General features: G+C 39.3%; 19 protein-coding genes. 13 read left to right on the plus strand and 6 right to left on the minus strand.

Going from position 1 to position 23,097, the window contains the following annotated elements; translation table 11 throughout:
- Nucleotides 1–109: 109 nt before the first annotated feature.
- The 12 genes from HMPREF2634_RS05335 (at nt 110) to HMPREF2634_RS05390 (ending at nt 17,011) form a co-directional block, all read left to right on the plus strand.
- The gene (locus tag HMPREF2634_RS05335; RefSeq protein WP_001012715.1) at nt 110–703 is read left to right on the plus strand and encodes a PBECR4 domain-containing protein; all 594 of its coding nucleotides are present in this window, start codon (nt 110–112) and stop codon (nt 701–703) included.
- Between the two features lie 243 nt (nt 704–946).
- Nucleotides 947–5,851 carry an SspB-related isopeptide-forming adhesin gene (locus HMPREF2634_RS05340; protein ID WP_032461792.1) on the plus strand — a complete coding sequence of 1,635 codons (4,905 nt, stop codon included), beginning with the start codon at nt 947–949 and terminating at the stop codon, nt 5,849–5,851.
- Nucleotides 5,852–6,043, plus strand: a complete 192-nt coding sequence (locus tag HMPREF2634_RS05345) for a thrombospondin type 3 repeat-containing protein (protein ID WP_000433422.1) — start codon at nt 5,852–5,854, stop codon at nt 6,041–6,043.
- Nucleotides 6,027–6,578, plus strand: coding sequence for a hypothetical protein (locus HMPREF2634_RS05350; protein ID WP_000312517.1), 552 nt, complete (start codon nt 6,027–6,029; stop codon nt 6,576–6,578). Before HMPREF2634_RS05345 ends, HMPREF2634_RS05350 begins: the two co-directional genes overlap by 17 nt.
- 49 nt (nt 6,579–6,627) lie before the next feature.
- Nucleotides 6,628–13,449: a DEAD/DEAH box helicase family protein gene (locus tag HMPREF2634_RS05355; protein ID WP_002921323.1), complete on the plus strand. Its 6,822-nt coding sequence runs from the start codon at nt 6,628–6,630 to the stop codon at nt 13,447–13,449.
- Nucleotides 13,450–13,518: 69 nt separating this feature from the next.
- Nucleotides 13,519–13,818 (plus strand): DUF5962 family protein, encoded by a 300-nt coding sequence (locus HMPREF2634_RS05360; protein ID WP_000195243.1) that lies wholly within the window; start codon nt 13,519–13,521, stop codon nt 13,816–13,818.
- Between the two features lie 14 nt (nt 13,819–13,832).
- Nucleotides 13,833–14,123: a DUF5966 family protein gene (locus tag HMPREF2634_RS05365; RefSeq protein WP_000572502.1), complete on the plus strand. Its 291-nt coding sequence runs from the start codon at nt 13,833–13,835 to the stop codon at nt 14,121–14,123.
- A gap of 110 nt (nt 14,124–14,233) precedes the next feature.
- Nucleotides 14,234–14,872: a hypothetical protein gene (locus tag HMPREF2634_RS05370; protein ID WP_000932867.1), complete on the plus strand. Its 639-nt coding sequence runs from the start codon at nt 14,234–14,236 to the stop codon at nt 14,870–14,872.
- 39 nt (nt 14,873–14,911) lie between these two features.
- A complete protein-coding gene (locus HMPREF2634_RS05375) occupies nt 14,912–16,000 on the plus strand; it encodes a toprim domain-containing protein (protein ID WP_000196745.1) in 1,089 nt (362 codons plus the stop codon).
- Nucleotides 16,001–16,053: 53 nt separating this feature from the next.
- Complete coding sequence (locus HMPREF2634_RS05380; protein ID WP_000110927.1) at nt 16,054–16,269, plus strand: DUF5965 family protein; 216 nt, start codon at nt 16,054–16,056, stop codon at nt 16,267–16,269.
- Between the two features lie 15 nt (nt 16,270–16,284).
- Nucleotides 16,285–16,680 (plus strand): DUF5945 family protein, encoded by a 396-nt coding sequence (locus tag HMPREF2634_RS05385; protein ID WP_000159227.1) that lies wholly within the window; start codon nt 16,285–16,287, stop codon nt 16,678–16,680.
- 43 nt (nt 16,681–16,723) lie between these two features.
- Nucleotides 16,724–17,011 carry a hypothetical protein gene (locus tag HMPREF2634_RS05390; protein ID WP_070836375.1) on the plus strand — a complete coding sequence of 96 codons (288 nt, stop codon included), beginning with the start codon at nt 16,724–16,726 and terminating at the stop codon, nt 17,009–17,011.
- A gap of 26 nt (nt 17,012–17,037) precedes the next feature.
- Here HMPREF2634_RS05390 and HMPREF2634_RS05395 read toward each other — a convergent pair whose 3' ends face one another.
- From HMPREF2634_RS05395 to HMPREF2634_RS05410, 5 genes are read right to left on the minus strand one after another with little or no spacing between them, the layout of a single operon-like run.
- Nucleotides 17,038–17,337 carry a DUF5960 family protein gene (locus HMPREF2634_RS05395; protein ID WP_001072431.1) on the minus strand — a complete coding sequence of 100 codons (300 nt, stop codon included), beginning with the start codon at nt 17,335–17,337 and terminating at the stop codon, nt 17,038–17,040.
- Nucleotides 17,324–17,692 (minus strand): hypothetical protein, encoded by a 369-nt coding sequence (locus HMPREF2634_RS05400; protein WP_000567221.1) that lies wholly within the window; start codon nt 17,690–17,692, stop codon nt 17,324–17,326. The genes HMPREF2634_RS05395 and HMPREF2634_RS05400 overlap by 14 nt, the downstream gene beginning before the upstream one ends.
- On the minus strand, nt 17,689–19,104 hold the full coding sequence (locus HMPREF2634_RS05405) for a Y-family DNA polymerase (protein ID WP_001840572.1): 1,416 nt from the start codon (nt 19,102–19,104) through the stop codon (nt 17,689–17,691). The genes HMPREF2634_RS05400 and HMPREF2634_RS05405 overlap by 4 nt, the downstream gene beginning before the upstream one ends.
- Nucleotides 19,105–19,108: 4 nt before the next feature.
- Nucleotides 19,109–19,243, minus strand: coding sequence for a hypothetical protein (locus HMPREF2634_RS10205; protein WP_000115706.1), 135 nt, complete (start codon nt 19,241–19,243; stop codon nt 19,109–19,111).
- Nucleotides 19,244–19,245: 2 nt separating this feature from the next.
- Nucleotides 19,246–19,938: a helix-turn-helix domain-containing protein gene (locus tag HMPREF2634_RS05410; protein WP_000491222.1), complete on the minus strand. Its 693-nt coding sequence runs from the start codon at nt 19,936–19,938 to the stop codon at nt 19,246–19,248.
- Nucleotides 19,939–20,151: 213 nt separating this feature from the next.
- Between HMPREF2634_RS05410 and HMPREF2634_RS05415 the strand changes: the two genes are divergently transcribed.
- Complete coding sequence (locus HMPREF2634_RS05415; protein ID WP_257362200.1) at nt 20,152–21,951, plus strand: Spaf_1101 family AAA-like ATPase; 1,800 nt, start codon at nt 20,152–20,154, stop codon at nt 21,949–21,951.
- Nucleotides 21,952–21,961: 10 nt separating this feature from the next.
- Here HMPREF2634_RS05415 and HMPREF2634_RS05420 read toward each other — a convergent pair.
- Nucleotides 21,962–23,073 (minus strand): IS3-like element IS981 family transposase gene (locus HMPREF2634_RS05420; protein WP_106083840.1). Its coding sequence is split into 2 segments (ribosomal slippage): nt 21,962–22,857 and nt 22,857–23,073, totalling 1,113 coding nucleotides; the frame shifts between segments, so codons are not numbered across the junction.
- Nucleotides 23,074–23,097: the final 24 nt, after the last annotated feature.

A 23,097-nucleotide genomic window follows, 5' to 3' on the forward strand; every position in this document is an offset into this window, starting at 1 on the left:
TGACTGGTAGTGTTTGCTTTAGTAGGGTTGTGTGTGAACACCTCGAGCCAACAATGAAAACACTCGATGAAAGGATTCGTATGAATCCTTTTTTCGTAGAAAGATTACTATGAATGGTGACTTATTAAAATTAGCAGCAAAAAATTTTGAACCTTTATTAAATAAGAAAATTACAATTGAACTTGGTAGAAAAGGACAGAAAACGGTTTTAGACATTCTGTTTTCAAAAGACCATTTCTTTCACTTAGCTGGACTTCATAAACTAAATGATATACATTTTAGCCATAAAAAATCTTCTCTAGTTTTTGATGATATTTTAGACGACCGGATTAACTCTGACTTATTAGAATCTTCGTTGTATTATGATAAAAAAGGGGTTAGGTCACGTTTAGAAATTTTGTCGTATTTATATGATGGCTTTACAAAGCCTAATCTTGTCGTTAGAAAAGCAAAGAATTTCCCCATCAAAGGTAGTAAATTAAGATGGAGTTATTTGGTGGAATTTTACATTGATGACATCCGTCTAGGTGAGTTTTTTATTGATAACTATCGAAGTGGTCATTCTAATGAATTTATTGGTGTCAGTATTTTTGAAAAATCTGAAAAAGATTATACTGTGAATCAAACAAAGTTTACAATACTTTCAGTTTATGAAACAAATATCGTGTCAGGAAATGTAGAGGTTCTTTTCACTAGAATGTAGTTCTCTTAGTTATATATAATATCATGTTGTTATCGAATTGGGGCGTGCTAGTCACGTCTGGGAGGGTCTGATGCGTCAGGTCCCCCTTTTTTTTATAAGCAATTTTCAGAGGTTATCGGTAGTGCTACGATAGCTTTTTTCTTTATCCTTCTTTGATGTGATACCAAAATCAAGTCGTCTTTTTTATGATGGGGAGAGAGTGACAGATTGTTGCTACTTATCAAAAGAAAAGAAGGACTTTTTATGACCAAACAATGTCATCATCACTTTTTAGTCAATCAGGAAAAAGCAGAAAAACACGTCTTCCGTAAAAGTAAGAAGTACCGTACGCTTTGTTCGGTAGCTCTTGGAACTATGGTGACAGCTGTTGTCGCTTGGGGTGGCCAAGTAGCACAAGCTGACGAAGTGGTAACACCCTCGCAAGATAAAACCGTTCAGTTGACAGAAAATCCTGCGACCAACTTACCAGAAGCGCAACCTACACCAGTTGCTGAACAGACGGATAGCCTTGCGTCAACTGGTCAATCAGATGGGGCTATTACAGTCACCGTTCCTCACGATGTTGTGACACAGGCTGTCAATCAAGCAACTGCTGAAGGGGTTACGACCATTCAGGATAAACCTATGGATTTAGGGAACACAACCTCTGCGAGTGATACCAGTAAGCAATTAGATAAGGCGGAAGTGGATGCTGCTAAGCAGGCTGAAGCCATCACTCAGGTGACCAATACCTATAAAGCAGATAAAGCCACCTATGAACAAGATAAAACTCGTGTTGAACAAGGGAATGCTGCGTTGGCTGCTAGTCATAAAGAAGCCACTCAAGCAGGAAAGGCCTTGAATCATTCAGTGGATAGCACAGTTTCAAAAATCAGAGGACAAGATCAGTCAGCTAATGTGACGGTTACCACTCAAACCGTTCCGGCAGGAGATGGCTCAACGGTTTCAGGCTATCAGGATTATACTTCTGCGGTAGCTGCTATTGATAAGCAAAATAAGGACAATCTATCTGAATACGAATCAAAGAAGAAAGTCGCAGACGCCATTGTCGCAAAGAACTTAGTGACTCAAAAGGAAAATGAAGCAGGTCTTGCTAAGGCAAAGGCTGATAATGAAGCAATTGACAAACGCAATCAAGCTGGACAAAAAGCAGTGGATGATGAAAACAAGGCCTCTCAAGCTGCTGTGGATGCCCACAATAAAGACCAACAGAAATTAGTCACAGACCGTGAAGCTGAGATTACGGAAATCACGAAAAGCAATAAGGAAAAAGAAGAAGCTGCCAAGAAAGAAAATGAAGCGATTGATACCTACAACGCCAAGGAAATGGAGCGCTATAAACGTGATTTAGCTGAGATTTCAAAAGGAGAAGAAGGCTATATCTCTCAAGCTCTTGCTCAGGCACTCAACTTGAATAATGGAGAACCGCAAGCACGTCATTCAGCTGATACCAGAAATCCTAATCGTATCGTTGCTAAGGGTGACGCTATGCTTGGTGGGTATTCTAAAATCCTAGATTCTACTGGTTTCTTTGTCTATGATACTTTCAAAACGGGAGAAACCCTTTCCTTTACCTATCAAAATCTTCAAAATGCTCGCTTTGATGGCAAGAAAATCACAAAAGTAGCCTATGACATTACAAACCTTGTTTCTCCAGCTGGAACTAATGCCGTTCAGTTGGTTGTACCAAATGACCCAACAGAAGGCTTTATTGCCTACCGTAATGATGGGACAGGCAATTGGCGAACAGACAAGATGGAGTTTCGTGTCAAAGCCAAGTACTTCTTAGCAGATGGCTCACAAGTCAGCTTCACCAAGGAAAAACCAGGTGTCTTTACTCATTCCTCACTCAACCACAATGATATCGGTTTAGAGTATGTAAAAGACACATCAGGTAAGTTCGTTCCTATCAATGGCTCAACCATTCAAGTGACTAACGAAGGTCTAGCTCGTTCACTTGGGTCAAACCGTGCCAGTGATTTGCAGCTTCCTGAAGAATGGGATACGTCATATAGTAAGTATGCCTATAAGGGAGCGATTGTCTCAACGGTTACATCAGGCAACACCTATACAGTGACCTTTGGTCAAGGGGATATGCCCCAAAATGTTGGTCTCTCTTATTGGTTTGCCTTAAATACCCTTCCAGTTGCACGGACGGTCAAACCTTATAGTCTAAAACCTCATGTGACACCAAAGTTAGAGCCAATTCCAGAACCGATTAAGGTTGTGCCAAAAACCTTTACCCCAAAGACCTTTACGCCAGAGCCACCTGTGAGCTTTAAGGAAAAACCACTAGAGAAAGTTACTCAGCCTAGTCTAACACTTACCAAGGTCACCTTGCCTAAATACCCTACGCCAGAGCCGTTACCAAAAGCACCACACGTGCCAACGGTTCATTACCACGACTATCGTCTGACAACGACTCCTGAAATTGTTAAGGAAGTTATCAATACCGACCAAGTGAACCTTCATGACAAAACGGTCGCAAAAGATTCAACGGTCATTTACCCTTTAACCGTAGACGCTTTTTCTCCAAATCGAGCCCAAATCACTAGCCTCACCTTTGAAGATTACCTTCCAGCAGGCTATGCTTTTGACAAGGAAAAAACGCAGGCAGAAAACGGAAATTATACCCTCAGCTTTGATGCTGCTAAGAACTTTGTGACCTTGACCGCCAAGGAAGCCTTGCTCCAAGAGGTCAACAAAGACCTCACCAAGTCTTACCAACTGGTGGCTCCGAAACTTTACGGTAGCCTTCAAAATGATGGAGCAACCTATTCCAACAGTTATAAGCTCCTCATCAATAAGGGAACCCCAAATGCCTATACAGTGACTTCTAATGTTGTGACAGTGCGTACGCCTGGTGATGGAACGACCACTAGCCGTATTAATCCGCAGAAGAAAAATGAAAATGAAGATGGTATGGTCATTAACGATACAGTAGTGGCTTTAGGAACAACTAATCATTACCGTTTGACCTGGGATTTAGATCAATATAAAGGCGATAGGTCTTCTAAAGAGACAATTGCTCGTGGTTTTTTCTTTGTAGATGACTACCCAGAAGAAGTGTTGGACTTAGTAGACCAGGGAACAAGTATCACCACTCCTGATGGCAAAGCCGTATCAGGGATTACTGTCAAGGATTATGCGTCGCTGTCAGAAGCTCCAAAAGACCTTCAAGATAAACTCGCTCATGCTAAGATTTCTCCTAAAGGGGCTTTCCAAGTCTTTATGCCTAATGACAATCAGGCTTTTTATGACCAGTATGTCAAAACAGGCACTTCCTTGAACCTTGTCACTAAAATGACAGTGAAAGATGACTTCTATGGGAAAACGGCAACCTATCGAAACAAGGCTTACCAAGTGGATTTTGGGAATGGCTATGAAACCGATGAGGTGACGAATACCCTTGTTAGCCCAACACCTAAAAAACAAAACCTTAATAAGGATAAGGTGGATATCAATGGCAAACCGATGGTAGTCGGTTCACAAAACCACTATACCCTGTCATGGGACTTGGACCAATACCGTGGCATTAAGGCTGATAAGGCTCAGATTACACAAGGGTTCTACTTTGTGGATGATTATCCCGAAGAAGCTCTATTACCAGATGACACAGCTATTCAACTTGTGACAACTGATGGCAAAGCTGTCACAGGCGTGACGGTAAAAACTTATACGAGCTTATCAGAAGCTCCTAAAAAACTACAAGTAGCTCTTTCAAAACGCAAGATTGCGCCTAAAGGAGCCTTCCAAGTCTTTATGGCAGAAAATCCACAAGCCTTCTATGATTCTTATGTAACGAAAGGTCAAAACATCACCATCATCACCCCTATGACTGTCCGTGAGGAGATGGCAAATACAGGCAAGTCTTATGCCAATGTGGCTTATCAAGTAGACTTTGGGCAAGCCTATGAAACCAATACGGTAACGAATCACGTGCCAAAAGTAACACCACATAAAACTAATACCAATAAAGAAGGCGTGTCTATTGATGGCAAGACCGTTCTTCCAAATACCGTCAATTATTATAAGATTGTTCTTGATTACAGTCAGTACAAGGACTTGGTCGTAACCGATGATGTTCTTGCCAAAGGTTTTTACATGGTGGATGATTACCCTGAAGAAGCGCTTATCCTAAACGCAGATGGTGTTCAAGTGATGGATAAGGCAGGAAATCTTGTCAAAGGGATTTCGGTGAAAGCCTATGCCTCATTGTCAGAAGCGCCTAAAGTGGTTCAAGATGCTATGGCCAAACGTCAGTTCACACCAAAAGGAGCCATTCAAGTTTTAAGTGCTGAAGATCCCAAAGCGTTCTACGAGGCTTATGTTAAAACTGGTCAAACCTTAGTGGTGACCCTTCCAATGACCATTAAGAATGAGCTGACAAAGACTGGTGGGAAGTATGAAAACACCGCTTATCAGATTGACTTTGGTTTGGCTTATGTGACAGAGACAGTGGTCAATAATGTGCCAAAACTAGACCCACAAAAAGATGTGGTGATTGATTTATCACAAAAGGAGAAAAGCCTTGATGGAAAAGAAGTTGCCTTGAATCAGGTCTTTAACTACCGTTTGGTGGGAGCACTCATTCCAGGCAATCGTGCGACACCACTCATCGAATACCGCTTTGACGATGATTACGATGAAATCCATGACGACTATAATGGTGTTTACAAGGCTTACACTGTGGTGGATGTCACTCTTAAAGATGGAACGGTTTTACCAAAAGGGACAGAAGTGACCAAGTACACGCTACAACAGGTCGACACGTCAAAAGGAACGGTTACCATCAGTTTTGATCAGGAATTCCTTGAAAAACTAGCAGAAGAATCCGAGTTTCAGGCAGATGTTTACGTGCAAATGAAACGAATCGCTTCAGGTGTAGTAGAAAATACCGTATTACATACTGTCAATGGCTACACCATCAGTTCAAACACGGTTAAAACAACTACTCCTGAACCAGGGCCACCAACTCCGAATCAACCAACACCACCTCAACCACCTATTCCAACACAAGAAGCACCAGTTCCAGCAAGTGTCTTACCAAATACAGGAGAGAGTCAATCACTCTTAGCGCTTGTCGGTGGAGGACTTCTTTTTGGCCTAGCTTACGGACTTTCTAAACGCAAAATGGAGGACAACTAGATGGAACCTAAAAGCATTTACACAATGGATTCAGACCAAGATGGCCTAACGGATGCTCAAGAGTTAGCTTTAGGGACTAATCCTTTTAGCAGTGATACGGATAGTGACGGACTGACAGACCTTGAAGAAGTCCAACAAGGCTTGAATCCAATTCAACAGCGTAAGGAGAGAAGCTATGGCTTGGAATTATGACACAATTTCTAGAACTCTTTCTGAGATGGCACGAGAAAACTATAAAGACATGGTTAAAGCCTTTTTAGCCATGGAATTGAGTATCAAAAACAAGTCACTTCTTGATACGCTCTATCAAGACTTTATGGGCATTGATGACTTGTCTTTAGTTAGTGATGACCTGCGCCTAAGAGCAGACGGTTATCAGGAACAGCTTCAAGAAGAAGTGACGGACCTCTTGGATAAACTCTATCGAACAGGTGAGGGAGCTAGTTTCATTATGGAAGTGATTGTGTCCAACAATATTTCTGAGTCCCTTGCTCAGTATGAGGTTTTGAATGAGGAGGATTATTCGCCTCTCACCTTAGAGACCTTGCAGGACATTATCCAAAAGGAGTTGTCTTTAACGAGTCAAGATTATTTTGGAGATGTGACCTATCTCGCCCTGCAGAAAGATTTGTTAGACCAGAAAAGCCATTTCTTACAACAGTATGTGACAACTTTAATGGATAAGTTACCACAAGAAAAAGACCAAAGCGCCTTGGTCCTAGACTAAAGCAATGGGCTGAGAATACCTCTCAGCCCCTTTTTAATTGGAGGAACATATGACTCAAGAACAATTACTTGAAATGTTGCGGGCAAGATTGCCACGTGACCAGATTCTTTTGGAATCCTTTTTACGCTATCAAGCAGTCCATTTTGATGAGGATTGGGATAGCCTTATCCAAAATTTTACAACCCAAAGAGGAGTAGTCACCTCACCTGTTCAAGTGGTTCGCTTTGAAACAGAAGTTTCTGCTTTTGTAGAGGCGAGCCCCTTTGACGAGGCAACAGACCTAAGCAGCTACACACAGACCTTTGGTCAGGCTGGCTTAAAGAAGTTACCTCAGTTAAACAGTGATGAGAAAGCCTTGGTGATTGAGGTAGCCCTCTTTAACCTAGCCACTCGCTTTCATCTCTTAGATCAAGAAGGCGCCTATCAGTCCATTTCGGTAGCTTCTCTTTTGGATAAAGGCAAAGCTGCTAATTTGGTCAATGTCTATCGAGTGGCCAATAATTTGTCTGACCGTATTAGCCGTGATATTGAACAGTTTCTTCTCACTTATGAACCTGAACTAATAAGCACCCAGGAAACGGTAAAGGAAAGAGAAGAGGTAGTTGAAGAAAAAGTAGTTCCAGAACCTTCTCAGGACATCACCTTTCGTGAAGAAGGACTTGTCATAATCGCAAGTCTTGATGAGGAAGAGTTATCACAACTAGATTTACGAACAGGGCAAACAGAACATTTACCAGCTTATGAACATCTAAACTTGTCTCAAAAATTTGAGATATTAAGTCACTTTGACCAAGTGCGAAATAGCCGTCCAAAGCTACCAAACCTGAGACGTGGGGAGTTTGACCATGAAATGGAAATGACGCCAATCTATGAGGACAATGAGCTATTAACCTATTTAGAAGCAGATGGGACAGCCTATGACTTACAACGTCCTCTAACACCTCAAGAAGAAGTAATCTTAGCTGAAATGGGTCAAACCATTTTGGCTGAAAATACCGAAAAACTGACTCGTTTAGGGATAGACTTAGCTGACGTTGATGAGCAGCAACGTGGGATACTGATAGATGCTGCAGGGCGTTTTCATTTGATTAATGCCGACCTAGCCATATTAGGGGGCTATCCTAAGGCAACCGTCACTCAATTAGCCCTTGTGACAGAATTGCTTCAGATGGGATTAACGCATGACAAGGCAGAATTTTTCTTGACCAGTCAGCTAGACTTAGAAGAAGCAAGACCCATTGCCTACGCCTTCTTGCATGAAGACCTTACTCTTGAAGAAGCTAGAACCTTTGAAAGGGACAAACTGTCCCAACCTGACCTATCCTTTAGGGAATGGCGAGAACACATCTCACAAACAAAACCTGAAATCATGACTCAATCACTCCCTCAAAATCCTATCGTAGAGGAAGCCCTTAAACGCTATCCGATTGCTTCGATTGTGACTTATAAGGGGCAAGAGTTTCAGGTAATGGCCATTGAGGACTCAGGCGTTAATAACCTGATTCGGATTGAATTACAAAATGATTTCACAGATATGATTGAACAAAATCCAGTTCTTTTCTTACGGACATTAGAAGACATCACTCAAGCTCTTCATGTTCCTTCTGTCGAAGAAAAAGAGGAAGTGGAAGAACCTAGCCTAGAATTAGACCTCTTTTCTTTTATGGATATGGAAGAATCTCAAGAGCCGGTTTCTCAAGTGACAACATCTCTATCATCAAATAAGAAAGAGGCTAAACAAGAAGAAGCATTGTCAGAAGATGAGTTGGAACCAGAAGTCACTGAGACGCTCCCAGTCACAGATTTTCACTTCCCAGAAGATCTGACAGACTTCTACCCTAAGACAACAAGGGATAAGGTTGAAATGAATGTGGCTGCTATTCGTTTGGTGAAAAGGCTTGAATCTGAATACCGTCAAGCCACACCAAGTGAACAAGAACTGCTTGCCAAATACGTGGGCTGGGGAGGCTTAGCTAACGAGTTCTTTGACGAGTATAATCCCAAATTTTCTAAGGAACGTGAGGCATTAAAAACGTTAGTCACCGATAAAGAGTATACAGACATGAAACAGTCCTCTCTGACCGCTTACTACACAGACCCTCACTTGATTCGTCAGATGTGGGAGAAGTTAGAACGTGATGGCTTTACTGGTGGTAAAATCCTAGACCCGTCTATGGGAACGGGAAATTTCTTTGCGGCAATGCCTAAACATCTGAGAGAAAATAGTGAGTTGTATGGTGTAGAGCTAGACACGATTACAGGGGTTATTGCCAAATACCTTCATCCGAATAGTCACATTGAAGTAAAGGGCTTTGAGACCATTGCCTTTAATGACAATAGCTTTGATTTGATTCTCTCAAATGTGCCGTTTGCTAATATCAGGATTGTGGATAGTCGCTATGACAAGCCCTATATGATTCATGATTACTTTGTTAAAAAATCTCTTGACTTGGTGCATGACGGTGGGCAAGTAGCCATTATTTCCTCCACAGGAACCATGGATAAACGGACAGAAAACATTCTCCAGGATATTCGTGAGACGACTGATTTTCTAGGTGGTGTGCGTTTACCAGATAGCGCCTTTAAGGCCATTGCAGGTACCAATGTCACAACAGATATGTTGTTCTTCCAAAAACATATGGATAAGGGATATGTGGCAGATGATTTAGCTTTTTCAGGTTCTATTCGCTATGACAAGGATGACCGTATTTGGCTCAATCCATATTTTGACGGGGATTACAACAGTCAGGTTCTTGGGACCTATGAGGTTAGAAACTTTAACGGTGGGACACTTTCTGTGAAAGGCACTTCTGATAACCTAATAGAAGCTGTACAGACAGCTATTAAACAGGTTAAAGCGCCTAGAAGTGTTGACCCTTCTGACATTCTTATCACTCCTGATGTGATGAGAAGACAAGTCATTGATACCTCGATTCCTTCTGACATCAGAGAAAGCTTAGACCAGTATAGCTTTGGCTATAAAGATTCTACGGTTTACTACCGTGATCATAAGGGCATTCGTGTAGGGACAAAAACTGAGGAGATTAGCTACTATGTGGACGAAGAGGGTAACTTTAAGGATTGGGATACCAAGCATTCTCAAAAACAGATTGACCGTTTTAATGCTTTAGAAGTGACCGATAGCACCGCTCTTGATGTGTATGTGACAGAAGAAGCCGCTAAACGTGGGCAATTTAAGGGCTATTTCAAAAAGACGGTTTTCTATGAAGCACCTTTGTCTGAGAAAGAAGTTGCACGGATTAAAGGGATGGTCGATATTCGTAATGCTTACCAAGAGGTGATTGCCATTCAACGCTACTATGATTACGACAGAGATGAGTTTAATCACTTGTTAGGACATCTCAATCGGACCTATGATAGTTTTGTGAAACGCTTTGGCTATGTCAATAGTGCTGTGAACCGTAACCTCTTTGATAGTGATGATAAGTATTCGCTCCTTGCGAGTTTGGAAGATGAAAGTCTTGACTCAAGTGGTAAGACTGTTAGTTATACCAAGTCGCTTGCCTTTGAAAAAGCCTTGGTTCGTCCTGAAAAGGAAGTGACGGCAGTTTCTTCTGCCCTTGACGCTCTCAATTCTAGTCTAGCAGATGGTCGTGGTGTAGATTTGGATTACATGATGTCTATTTATCAGACGGATTCTAAAGCGACTTTGATTGAGGAATTAGGAGACGCTATTATTCCAGACCCAGAACGCTATCTAAACGATAGGGAAGTGGTCTATGTGTCTCGGCAGGACTTCTTATCAGGAGATGTGGTGACTAAGTTAGAGGTTGTGGACTTACTCATTAAAGCAGACAACTCTGATTTTCCTTGGGTCTATTATCAAGGTCTCTTAGAAGACGTGAAACCACCACGTGTGACCTTAGCTGATATTGATTATCGGATTGGCTCACGTTGGATTCCTCTAGCCGTTTATGGGAAATTTGCCCAAGAAACCTTTATGGGACAAACCTTTGATCTCACAGACCAAGAAGTAGCAACTGTCCTTGAAGTCAGTCCGATTGATGGGACGATGTCCTACCAATCCAAGTTTGCCTTTAGGTATTCTACCGCAACGGATAGAAGTCTAGGTGTGTCTGGTTCACGCTATGATAGTGGCCGAAAAATCTTTGAAAACCTGCTTAATTCCAATCAACCAACCATTACCAAACAAGTGGAAGATGGGGATAAGAAAAAGCATGTGACAGACGTTGAGAAGACAACGGTTCTTCGTGCTAAGGAAACTGAGCTTCAAGAACTCTTCCAAGACTTTGTGGCAAGTTACCCTGAGGTGCAACAGATGATTGAAGAGACTTATAATAGTCTCTATAATCGTACGGTCTCCAAAGTCTATGATGGTAGCCATTTAACCATTGATGGGCTTGCCCAGAATATTTCCTTACGTCCTCATCAGAAGAATGCTATTCAACGGATTGTGGAAGAAAAACGAGCGCTTCTAGCTCATGAAGTCGGTTCAGGTAAGACCTTAACCATGCTTGGAGCAGGTTTCAAACTGAAAGAACTGGGAATGGTTCATAAACCTCTTTATGTGGTGCCATCAAGTCTGACCGCTCAGTTTGGACAAGAAATCATGAAGTTCTTCCCAACCAAGAATGTCTACGTGACGACCAAGAAAGATTTTGCGAAAGCCAAACGTAAACAGTTTGTGTCACGGATCATCACAGGGGACTACGATGCCATTGTCATTGGGGATTCCCAGTTTGAGAAAATTCCCATGAGTCAGGAAAAGCAAGTGACCTATATTCAAGATAAGTTACAACAACTTCGTGACATCAAGCAAGGCAGTGATAGTGATTATACCGTTAAAGAAGCAGAGCGTTCCATCAAAGGTTTGGAACACCAATTAGAAGAACTCCAAAAACTGGAACGTGATACCTTTATTGAATTTGAAAATCTTGGGATTGACTTTCTCTTTGTGGACGAGGCTCACCATTTTAAGAATATCAGACCCATTACAGGACTTGGTAATGTCGCAGGAATTACCAACACGACTTCTAAGAAGAACGTAGATATGGAGATGAAAGTGAGACAGGTTCAAGGAGAACATGACTATCGTAATGTGGTCTTTGCGACAGGAACACCAGTCTCTAACTCTATTAGTGAACTCTATACCATGATGAGTTATATCCAACCAGATGTCTTAGAACGATACCAGGTATCTAATTTTGATTCATGGGTAGGGGCTTTTGGGAATATCGAAAATTCTATGGAACTAGCACCGACAGGGGATAAATACCAACCCAAGAAACGCTTTAAGAAATTTGTGAACCTGCCTGAACTCATGCGGATTTATAAGGAAACAGCTGATATTCAGACCTCAGATATGCTTGATTTACCTGTTCCTGAAGCTAAAGTCATTGCGGTAGAGAGTGAACTCACAGAAGCTCAGAAATACTACCTTGAAGAGTTGGTTGACCGTTCAGACGCTATCAAGTCAGGCAGTGTTGACCCTAGTGATGATAACATGTTAAAAATCACTGGGGAAGCTAGAAAATTAGCCATTGACATGCGCCTCATTGACTCAGCCTATACCCTATCGGACAATCAGAAGATTATGCAAGTGGTGGATAATGTGGAACGTATTTACCGTGAGGGAGAAAATTTGAAAGCTACCCAGATGATTTTCTCTGATATTGGAACACCTAAAAGTAAGGAAGTGGGCTTTGATGTTTACAATGAACTTAAAGATCTACTTGTTGATCGAGGGATTCCCAAAGAAGAAATAGCCTTTGTCCATGACGCTAATACGGATGAGAAAAAGAACTCTCTGTCACGCAAGGTCAATAGTGGAGAAGTACGGATTCTCATGGCTTCTACGGAAAAAGGTGGAACAGGTCTAAACGTCCAGTCACGTATGAAAGCAGTCCACCATTTGGACGTTCCCTGGAGACCAAGTGATATTGTCCAACGTAATGGCAGGTTAATTCGTCAAGGCAATATGCACCAAGAGGTAGATATTTACCATTACATTACGAAAGGGAGCTTCGATAACTACCTCTGGCAAACACAGGAGAATAAACTCAAATACATCACGCAAATCATGACCTCTAAAGACCCAGTACGATCGGCAGAAGACATTGATGAACAAACCATGACTGCTTCAGACTTTAAGGCTTTAGCGACAGGTAATCCTTATCTCAAACTAAAAATGGAACTAGAGAATGAGTTGACGGTATTGGACAATCAAAAGCGTGCCTTTAATCGCTCCAAAGATGAGTATCGCCATACCATTTCTTACTGTGAGCAGAACCTCCCTGTCTTAGAGAAACGCCTTAGCCAATATGACCGTGATATTGCCCAATCTTTGGCAACTAAGTCACAAGATTTTATCATGCGGTTTGACAATCAAATGATGGATAACCGTGCAGAAGCTGGAGACTATCTACGAAAACTCATTACCTACAACCGTTCGGAAACCAAAGAAGTAAGAACGCTTGCGACCTTTAGAGGGTTTGAGCTTAAAATGGCAACCAGAAGTCTTAGTGAGCCCTTGCCAGATATGGTGTCTTTAACCATTTCAGGCAGCAACCAGTATTCTGTCTCTTTAGACTTGAAATCAGACGTGGGAACGATTCAACGCATTACCAATGCCATTGACCATATCTTAGAAGACCAAGAAAAGACAGAAGAAATGGCTAACAATTTGAAAGATAAGCTATCTGTCGCAAGGGTTGAAGTGGAAAAGGTCTTTCCTAAAGAAGAGGATTATCAGCTGTTTAAAGCTAAGTATGACCTTCTTGCCCCCTTGGTTGAACAAGAAGCAGAGGTTGAGGAAATTGATGCAGCCCTAGCTAAGTTCAATGAAACGATCCAACCACAACAGGACCAACAACTTTCGCTTGATTTTTAAGAAAAAGGCTGACAAAAAATAATGAACGCGGTAAAATGACATTAAGAAATCATCAAAGGAGAATTGATTATGACCCAGACAGTAGAAGATATACGTTACCAATTAGAAGAATGGTTAGCACAAGGTTTTACAAGCTCCGAAGATAGAGCTAACTATCAAGCCTTAAAGGAACAATATGAAGATGAAACCCTTGATTACAGCTTTTCAAAGCGAGAAATCATTGGTCAATTAGAGGTGATTATCACGACTCGTGAGAATGACTTTCCAGACTTAGATGAAGTGACTAAAGGAGAGTATCTAGACCTGGTTGAACAACTTGATAATCTGGACAAGGGACAGGCAGATTATTATCGTAAGCAATTAGCGTAGAAAGATGTACAGATATGATTGAACAAATTATTCAAAGTCTTTTCATTATCGCAGCAACAGGACTAATTTTACTTGTCCTTTACCAGATTGCGAAGATGCTTGGAAGCTTATTTATCATTGGATTAATCGGATTTTTAGCTTTCACAGAAGTCTATGGGATTTACCTCTTTTTTACAGAACGATACCTCTATTTGGAAGATTTAGCCACCAATGGTATTTTGAGCTTTACCACTTTCTATATTATTTTTAATCTTTTACTTGTCTTTGGACTTGTTAGAAAAGTTGTTAGAAGTCGGATGGCATGACGTAATGGGATTACCTAAGTTTGGTAGTCCTTTTCTTTATTGTGATAACTTTTTCAAGTTCATCTTGTTATCATAGTGCTATCTTATGGAAAAAGGAGATGGCACTAGTGATGTTAAATAAAATGAAGGCTAGATTTTTGATTGGTTTTGGTGGTCTAGCAGTCACCAGCTTTATGGTGATGATGGGTTATACCATTGGTTCTCAGTCTGTGACCAGTCACACGCAGAAACAAATCCAATCTGAAGCTCATAAATTATTGACAAAAGTGAAAGAAAAGGAAAAGGCGAGTGTTCTCTCTGATGAGTTGGTTAAAGAATTTCTCACGCAATACTACACCAAGGAAAAGCTGGGCGAGAACAACAACCGTATCAAGCCCTATATGACAGATTCTGCCTTTAAGGAAGAAGTAGCTCGTCAAGAAGATTCTATCAACCAAGTCTATAAAGACTATATGTTGGATTATCGCTTTGAGTCTGCCAATATCTATGTCAATTCAGAAGCAAATGAAGCCCTTGCGGAAGTGTCTTATCAAGTTATCTATGTGTCTGATGTCAGTGATAAGGCTCAGAAAAGTACACAGACAGAAACGACCTCTCTTAAACTATCTTATGCCAAATTGTCAGATAAACTCCTTGTCAATCAGGTAACCATTTGGAATGGGAAGCTAGGGGACTTGAAAGAGTCTTCTGATGGAGTAAATTCAAGCATTCCAAAGATTCAAGGCACTACTACAAGTGAGACCAACTAGCAGGAGTATATCTTCTGCTTTTTTTGATAAGGAGATGGCATGACAAGAATTGAAAAAGTGAAACAAAAGGCGATTTTAGAGGTGGCAGAAAGTCTAGGTTATTCTTTTAAACGACTATCAGGGCAAGTCTATGAACATCCAGAACACGATTCCTTTAGGATTTTTGCGGACACCAATACCTTTAAATGGTTTTCACGTGACGTACAGGGAGATGTGATTGATTTTGTTCAGTTAATGACGGGAGTGTCTTTTAAAAAAGCCCTGTCTTACCTTGAAACTGGAGACTTTGAACAAGCTAAAATCGTCGAAGAGACTTACCAACCCTTTCGTTATTATCTAAGAGAAGAACCATTTGACCAAGCACGGATATATCTGAATGACATTCGTGGTTTAAGTGATGACACTATCAATGCTTTTGGCAGACAAGGTCTATTAGCACAGGCTCATTACCAGACAAAGACCTTTCAGGAATCAGTTCTTGTCTTTAAGAGTTACAATCATCTTGGCCAACTAGAGGGAGCAAGTCTTCAAGGGCTTGTCAAAGATAATCAGAGACATGATCGAGGTTACCTCAAGAAAATCATGAAAGACTCTCATGGCTATATAGGGATGAGCTTTGATATTGGAAAACCGAAACGCCTTATCTTTTGTGAATCGGTGATTGATATGATGAGTTATTATCAACTCCATCAGAAGCAGTTATCAGATGTGCGTTTAGTTTCTATGGAAGGCTTAAAACTCTCTGTGATTGCGTATCAGACTTTACGATTAGCAGCTGAGGAACAAGGCAAACTTGAGTTTTTAGATACTGTCAAACCAAGTCGATTAACGCATTACCTTCATGCTATACAAGAGACGACTACCTTCTTTCAGACGCACCCAGGCTTATTAACCTTGGCTGTTGACAATGATGAAGCAGGGAGAGATTTTTGTCAGAAATTATCTGAGAAAGGACTTCCCACTGAAACAGACTGTCCACCATTACAGGAACTGGAAACTAAAGCAGATTGGAATGATATTGTAAAATATCAAAATAATTATTCTCTAAAAGATGTGATACAATCGGCCAAGTTACAAGTTATCCGAAGCAATCCTCCGCCTAGAAAAAATACCGCTTTAGAGTTGTGATAACAAAATCAAGTTTCTTAGTTTAATCTAGAAAGTGATAAGGAGGACACCCTATGAGTGTGATTGAACGCCTAGCTGAAAGAGTGGCTAGGCAAGAGGAAAAAGTTGCGAAAGAAACGGAAAAACTAGAAACTTATCGCAGTCAATTACAAACAGCGATGTATCAAGCCTTTATCAAACGCCAACAAAACAGTCCTTGGACATTTGATGAAGCATTGACGCAAGCCTTTGGCCAAGATGAACAAAAACCAATACCATCAGATAATTGAAATGAGGAATAACATATGACAAAAGATTGGACCTTTGACCAACCACTAGATGATAACACACAGACATCTTCCACAGAAGAACGTGCGAAGATTGCGGCACTATTTCATAAAGAAAACCAAGAGGGCGCTGAAGACGTTGATTATGTGGCAGCCTTTGAAATGGAACAACAAAAAGCTAAGGAGAAATCCGTTTCACAACCAAAAACTCAAGAGCAATCCACACCAAAAGTGGTGTCCTCCTCTAACATTACAAACGACTACAAGCAACATCTAGCTGATGTGATGGCTCAGAATAATGAAGACATTCTTCAAAGTCAGAAGAAAATCGAAGAGTTGCACCAGTTGATTGATGACAAAAATAAGCAAAATAAGAAATTACAAGCCATTTCAGCAGCTATTGATGACTTGTAAGTGAGGCAGTCCTTACAAGGGCTGCTTTTTATAAGGAGATAAGATGAGGTTATTCAAAAAACAAAGACACAACCAAGATAGTTTTAAACAACTCATTCATCGCTTATCAGGAATGACTGAAGCTGACTTACATAAGGTCAACCAATTATTAGATGTCGTTTTTGACGCTACACGTCAAACTATCGAAGATGAAAAAAAGTCTCCTGAAATATTGCTAAAGGAGCCTATATTAGATGAGACCATAACTGAAGCTAAGAATAAATTGAAGACTGAGCAACTTGAAAAGCGGATAGAGCAATTTAGGCAGGCAAAGAAACCTAAAAATGAGTAAAAAAGATTAGGCATTGTGATGAAGGCCTAATCTTTTTGTCTGATGCTTGTTGTTCGCTGATACACATATTTTTTTGTCAATTTACTATCATTTAGGTTTTCTATGTCAAAAATGAAATAATGATCGCGATTATCTTTAGCATTTTCTTTATTGAGCTTGAAATAGTTTTTAGCAGATTTCGCCATTGCCAACATGATATCATCTGTTAGAAAAGTCAGTGGTGTATCAAGTGCTGAGTAGCGATAGAAGTCACTTTCAAATTTACGGTAATTTTCACTGAAGTAGTCCATCTGTAATTCGTTTTTATAAAAGTCAAGCTGATTCATGGTAGACCTCCTCAACTAATGTGATAGTTATAATATCTTCTAAAGCGATCGCGATATGTCCGTCATTGGTTTTTAGAATGACCTCATTTGTTGATAGGGTCGGAATGGTTCCGATAATATTTTGTAAATCATTTTTCTGTTTTCTAGTCACCTGTATGGTCAATTGATTAGCGTAACTCTGACTGAGTAACATTAATTTTTGATTCAGCGATAGGTCAGAAAGGTAGCTGACTTGCTTAACATCATCTGATAAGGCGGAGGTGTGTTCCGATAAAAAGAACCCCATCCACTTTTGCATGTTAACGTCTTGATAGTCTCTTGCGGATTGAAATGGTAAGTATGATCGGTCAATCATTGTAATCCCTCCAAGCCACCTGCTGAGTGGCCTCCTATTAGTTTACTTCTTGCAATATTCCTGGAACTGTCTAGGAGGGCAGTTCCTTTTTGAACCGCTAAAAAACCGAATTGGTCTCTAATATGGTCAATAGTTTGTTGTAACTTTTCTTCTTTTTCGGTTGCTTCGATATCATCAAATAATGAGATTAAGGTATAGCTTTCATCGACAAATCCTGAGTAATTGACTGCAATACCCCGAACGGCTCCTGACGTGTATTTTTTACGAAAAAGCGTTAATACGGTATCGGTAAGCAGTCGTGTATGATTAGTGGGTTCTATCTTCATTTGAGCGTTAATTGGCTGTTTCATTTCTGTTTTAGAGTAGGTCACAAAGATGGAAACAATAGTAGCTTTCTGATGTTCTCTCCTCATTCGGATGGCAACTTGTTCAGCCATTTCACTAAGGACAATCTCAATATCACGCTGCTTGACATAGTCACGAGGTAGCACCTGAGAGTTGCCAAGCCCGTGTGACTTTGGTTTATAGGGTTGATGAACATTACTCTCGTCAACACCATTGGCATGAAACCACAACTGGACTCCAACCTTCCCAAATTCTTTTTTCAATAGGTCTGGATTGCTATTGGCTAGTTCCTTGATAGAGGCAATTCCTAGTTTGTGAAGGCGTTTTTCTGTTCTAGAACCAATACCCCAAAAATCAGTTAGATGAGGGATTGACCAGACTTTGGTTTCTACATCTTCGTAGGACCAATTGGCACGCATAGTAGGTGTTCGTTTGGCTTCATTGTCTAGAGCAAGTTTGGCCAATAATGGGTTAGCGTTACTCATACCAATGGTAGAATAGATACCAGTCTTTTGCCAGATGTCATGTTGTAGTTTGGCAGAGACTACATCTAATTTTGCCTTTCTATCCATCTGTTTATCACTTACAAAGTAATTGAGCGAGGAGGTTAAATCAATAAACCCTTCATCGATGGAGTAGGGGAGAATATCTTCAGGGGCAGCATAATCTTGGAAAATGTGCTGAATATCAATATTCTTTTCAATATATCTATCCATTCGAGGAGGGACAATAAGCGTTCGCTTAGCCCAATGTTCAATATAGGAAATATAGCGTGGTGATATGTCTAAGCATTGACGTTTGGCATTATAGTGGTCAAATTTTCTTGTGCTGATGTCAAAAGGTAAATCGTAGGCACGTCCAACATTATTTTTACCAAAGACCTTTTTGAACATGGGAGAAGAGGCTAAAATTAAGCCTCCAGCGTTATCAGCACGACTCATGACACAGAGAGAGGTATGGAGGGGATTCAATCCTCTATCCACACATTCAACCGAAGCATAGAATGATTTCATATCAACGAAAGCTATATCAGACTGAGGTTCTCTTGAGTAATCGATATAGCCCATCATCTTATCCTCTTTTAAGCATTTCTAATTCTTCCATCAGTTCCTGAATATGATCAGTAATGTCATACTCTTTGAGATAGGGTGTAAAATAGATACGGTTGTCTCTGAGATAAATCATTTCTTTAATATTGACTGACATATTTAAGCTCCTATAACAGGCATAAAGTGACTTACGACAAGTCCCACGATACGAGGATTGTCTTCATAAGGAATCCATTTATCAGGGTAGTTATCGTTGAGGGATACCATTCTAAAGCCATGTTCTTCTCGATAAAGTTTTTTGATATAGACAGAATCATTCCAAGATAGGGCGTAGACTGCACCATCGTAATCAAAACCACTAGCACGAATAAGGGCTACTTCACCATCAAGATAGATGGGTTCCATAGAGTCTCCTTTAATCCAAGCAGCAATATCATAACCATACTGTTCTTCCTCAGCATAGACGGTCTCTGTATCGTATTCGTCAAAGAGCGATTCTCCAAGACCAGCAGAAAGAGCGATATCAGATAACACTTCTACAGCAAATAGTGGAACAACCTTATCATGTGATTGTTGTGCCTGAAGTAGTCCTTCCGCATACTCATCAACCTTTCCTTGATTTTCCGTAGATAGTTGGAGATAGGTATTCACAATCTTGTATTCCGATTCAAAATAGGTTGTTGGAACATCAAGTATTCTTGCAAGGGCAGAAAGATTTTTTTGATTAGGAACAGATTTACCAGTCTCCCATTTGTTGTATGACGCCCTATTGATTTTTAATAGATTAGCTAGCTCAGATTGGGAATAGTGCTTTTCCATTCTACATTCTTTAAGACGGCTACCAGAAAACATAAGCTAAAACTCCTGTTGCTTTATTATGCAACAATTATATCAAAAATTTTTTAAGATGCAAGAAAAATAGTTAAGAATATTTTGGGTAATATCTGATACAGATTTTTGAAGTTATCAGTAATTCGTGCGAAGTTGATTTAGAATGATAACTAAAATAATAAATTGTTTATGTTATAATGAAAAATAAAGTGAGAAGGTGCAGGTTATCCAATAATGGTAAAGAAATTTAATAAAAAAATTGAAACTGTATATAGAGTATTCTCGGAAGAGAAAGTCTCTTTTGGAGTGTTTCATAAAACATTAATTCATTTACATACTCCAGCTTCGCATGACTATAAGCTTTTTTCTAATTGGACTGAGGATGAATATAAAGCTGCAACAAATGAGCAGTTATATGAACTTTTTTTTAATAACAAAATTGAATTAAAGAAAAGATTTCCTATGGATGAATTAGCTAGTTCTGTAGATGATTCTTTCTTTGTAGATTTTAAAGAATACATAAGTTATTTGTTTTTAGCTGAAAGCATTCTACAGAATGAGTTAGAAATAGTAGTTGTGACAGATCATAATACTACTAAAGGCGTAGAAAAACTGCAGAAAGCAGTATCAATACTTAAGGCAAATAATAGAAATTATAAATATCACCCCCATATTTTGTATGGTGTTGAGATTAGCGCTGCTGATAAGCTCCATATAGTTGGAATATTTGATGATAATAAAAAAGAGGTAGTTAATAAATGGTTGGATGAAAACTTACTCAGTACAGAGGAAGGAAGCTATCAACATTCTTTAATTATAATGAATTTTTTTAATGAAAATAAAATCTTAAATTATATCGCTCATTTTAATACTTCTAATATTTTTACTAAAAAGGCTCAATTGTCAGGTGCTTATAAAAAGTCTTTATTTTCTCCAACACAAATTAAATTTATGGGTGTAAATAAAGCTGAAGTAATTCCTGGCTTATTTAATAAACTATTACGAGACTTTTCTTGTAGACCAAATTTTATATTAGATAATGATTCACATGATATTGACGGATTAGATAAAAATATTATGTGGTTCAAAGGTGGGAAACTATCTTTTCAAATGTTTGAGGAAGCATTACTAGATTATGAAGTATCTGTTAGTTTAGAACAGCCAAAAATTGAGGGAAACTCTTATATTAAAGGAGTCTATGTAGAAAAAAGAAGAGGGAACAGAAGTTTCTTACTAGATAAATCAAAGGAAAAAGATTTTTATATTTCCTTTTCTCCGTCATTGAATTGTTTGATTGGAGGTAGAGGTACAGGTAAGAGCACATTAATTGATATACTTCAATTTGCTTTATCTCAATATTGTGATAAACAAAGTAAGTTGGAATTTATGTGTAACCATGCAAATATTTTTATCTTATACGTTTTGGATAATGTGGAATATATTATCGAGGTAAGTTTACCAGATGTACTTCAAGAGAATAAGGATAATATTTTACAATATTATGGTCAAAATCTCGAAGATAAATTTTCGTATCATTATATTTATAATTCTCTCTCAATCAGAGAGTGGACAAGATCGCAATATACTAATGTTTATAAAGTAGAAAGTGGGAAATTCAAATCAATCGATAAAAACAAAGTTTTAGATAAAATGTTTGATAGAAGGTATTCAGTTAATGAATTAGTTCGAACAGCGGATGGAGAGAAAATTACAGAATTTATTTCTGATTTGATGCTGAAAAATAAAAATTTACCAAATCCTAATTATGGGCTACGAACTCAGAAACTAGAATCATTTGTAGCCAAATTGAATGAACTTGATGAATATAGAAAACAACGAAAAGAATCGATACTTGAAATAATAGATGATTTTAATAAGACTCAAGTTGGAAAGCTAAGAATTTGTTATGAACAAGTTGATAGTTGGGAAGAGCTACGCTTGGAGAGTGTGTTATTTGATAGTGATTCTCTTCTAAGTTCTTCATTTGATATGACGTTAAGTCAAGTTTTTAGAGTAACTAACGTAGAATTTTAATCTATTTATTTTAAGCACTTACCTTTTCAAATTGATTAGGTGTAAGATACCCTAAACTTTGATGGATTCGTTTTGAATTATAAAAGGCTTCGATGTACCAGAAAATACTCTGATAGGCTTCTTCAAAGTTCTTATATTTAAATTGATACACCCACTCTCTTTTTAAATGTCCATGCCAAGATTCAAGACTGGCATTATGATAAGGGTATCCCCTTCGACTGAAAGAGTGAGTCATCCCATAATACTTAAGCAACTCTTCATACTCTAGACTCGTATACTGGGTTCCTTGGTCAGAATGAAGAATAACAGCTTCTGGATAGTCTTGTGATTTAATGGCCTTATTTAAAGTTCTTTGCACTAATTCTACAGTCATTCGCTTGCCCAAATCCCAAGCAATGACTTTTTTAGTATAACGATCCATAATGGTTGAGAGATAAGCCCATCCTTGTTGAGTAGGAATATAAGTAATGTCGGTTGACCAAACCTTATTTTTCTTTGTAGGTTCAGTCTGTATGAGATTTTTTCGATTGATGTGATCACTTAGTGAGTATCCAGGCTTAAATTTCTTAATGACTGCAGACTTGAGTTGAAGTTGCTTCATTAGCTTCTGTACCAGTTTTAACCCGACTTTTTCCCCTTGTTTAAGTAGAAGATGATGAATTTTAGGAGCACCATAGATTCCTCGGTTAGCATTGAAGAGTTGAGAAATTTTGAGTGACAGGTATTGTCTCCTTAATTGAGTTTTAGATGGATGTCGGTTAATCCGTTCATAATAACTTGATTCAGGAACATCAAGGAGTTGACAGCTTAGTCTGACATTGAGTGCTAAAGTTTGTATGGTTTGAGCCATATCCGCAGCACTCACTTCTTTTTCTCGGCGAATATGGTCAATACTTTTTTTAAGATGTCTCGTTCTTCCTTAACTTTAGCCAGTTGTCTTTTTAATTCTAGAAAATCAGCTTTAGAGACGGAGCTTTCATTAGATGTAGAGTAGAGGTCTATCCATTTATAAATTGTTGCAGGGGCCACGTCGTATTCTTTAGACAGCTGGGTGACGGATTGACCAGAATGATAGAAGGCGATAAGGGTTTCTTTAAATTCTTTTGAGTAGCGTTTTTGCATGTTTTTGTCCTTTGTCTAAATTAT

The organism is Streptococcus sp. HMSC034B03 (genome assembly GCF_001838575.1).
In the GTDB taxonomy this organism is placed as follows: domain Bacteria; phylum Bacillota; class Bacilli; order Lactobacillales; family Streptococcaceae; genus Streptococcus; species Streptococcus anginosus.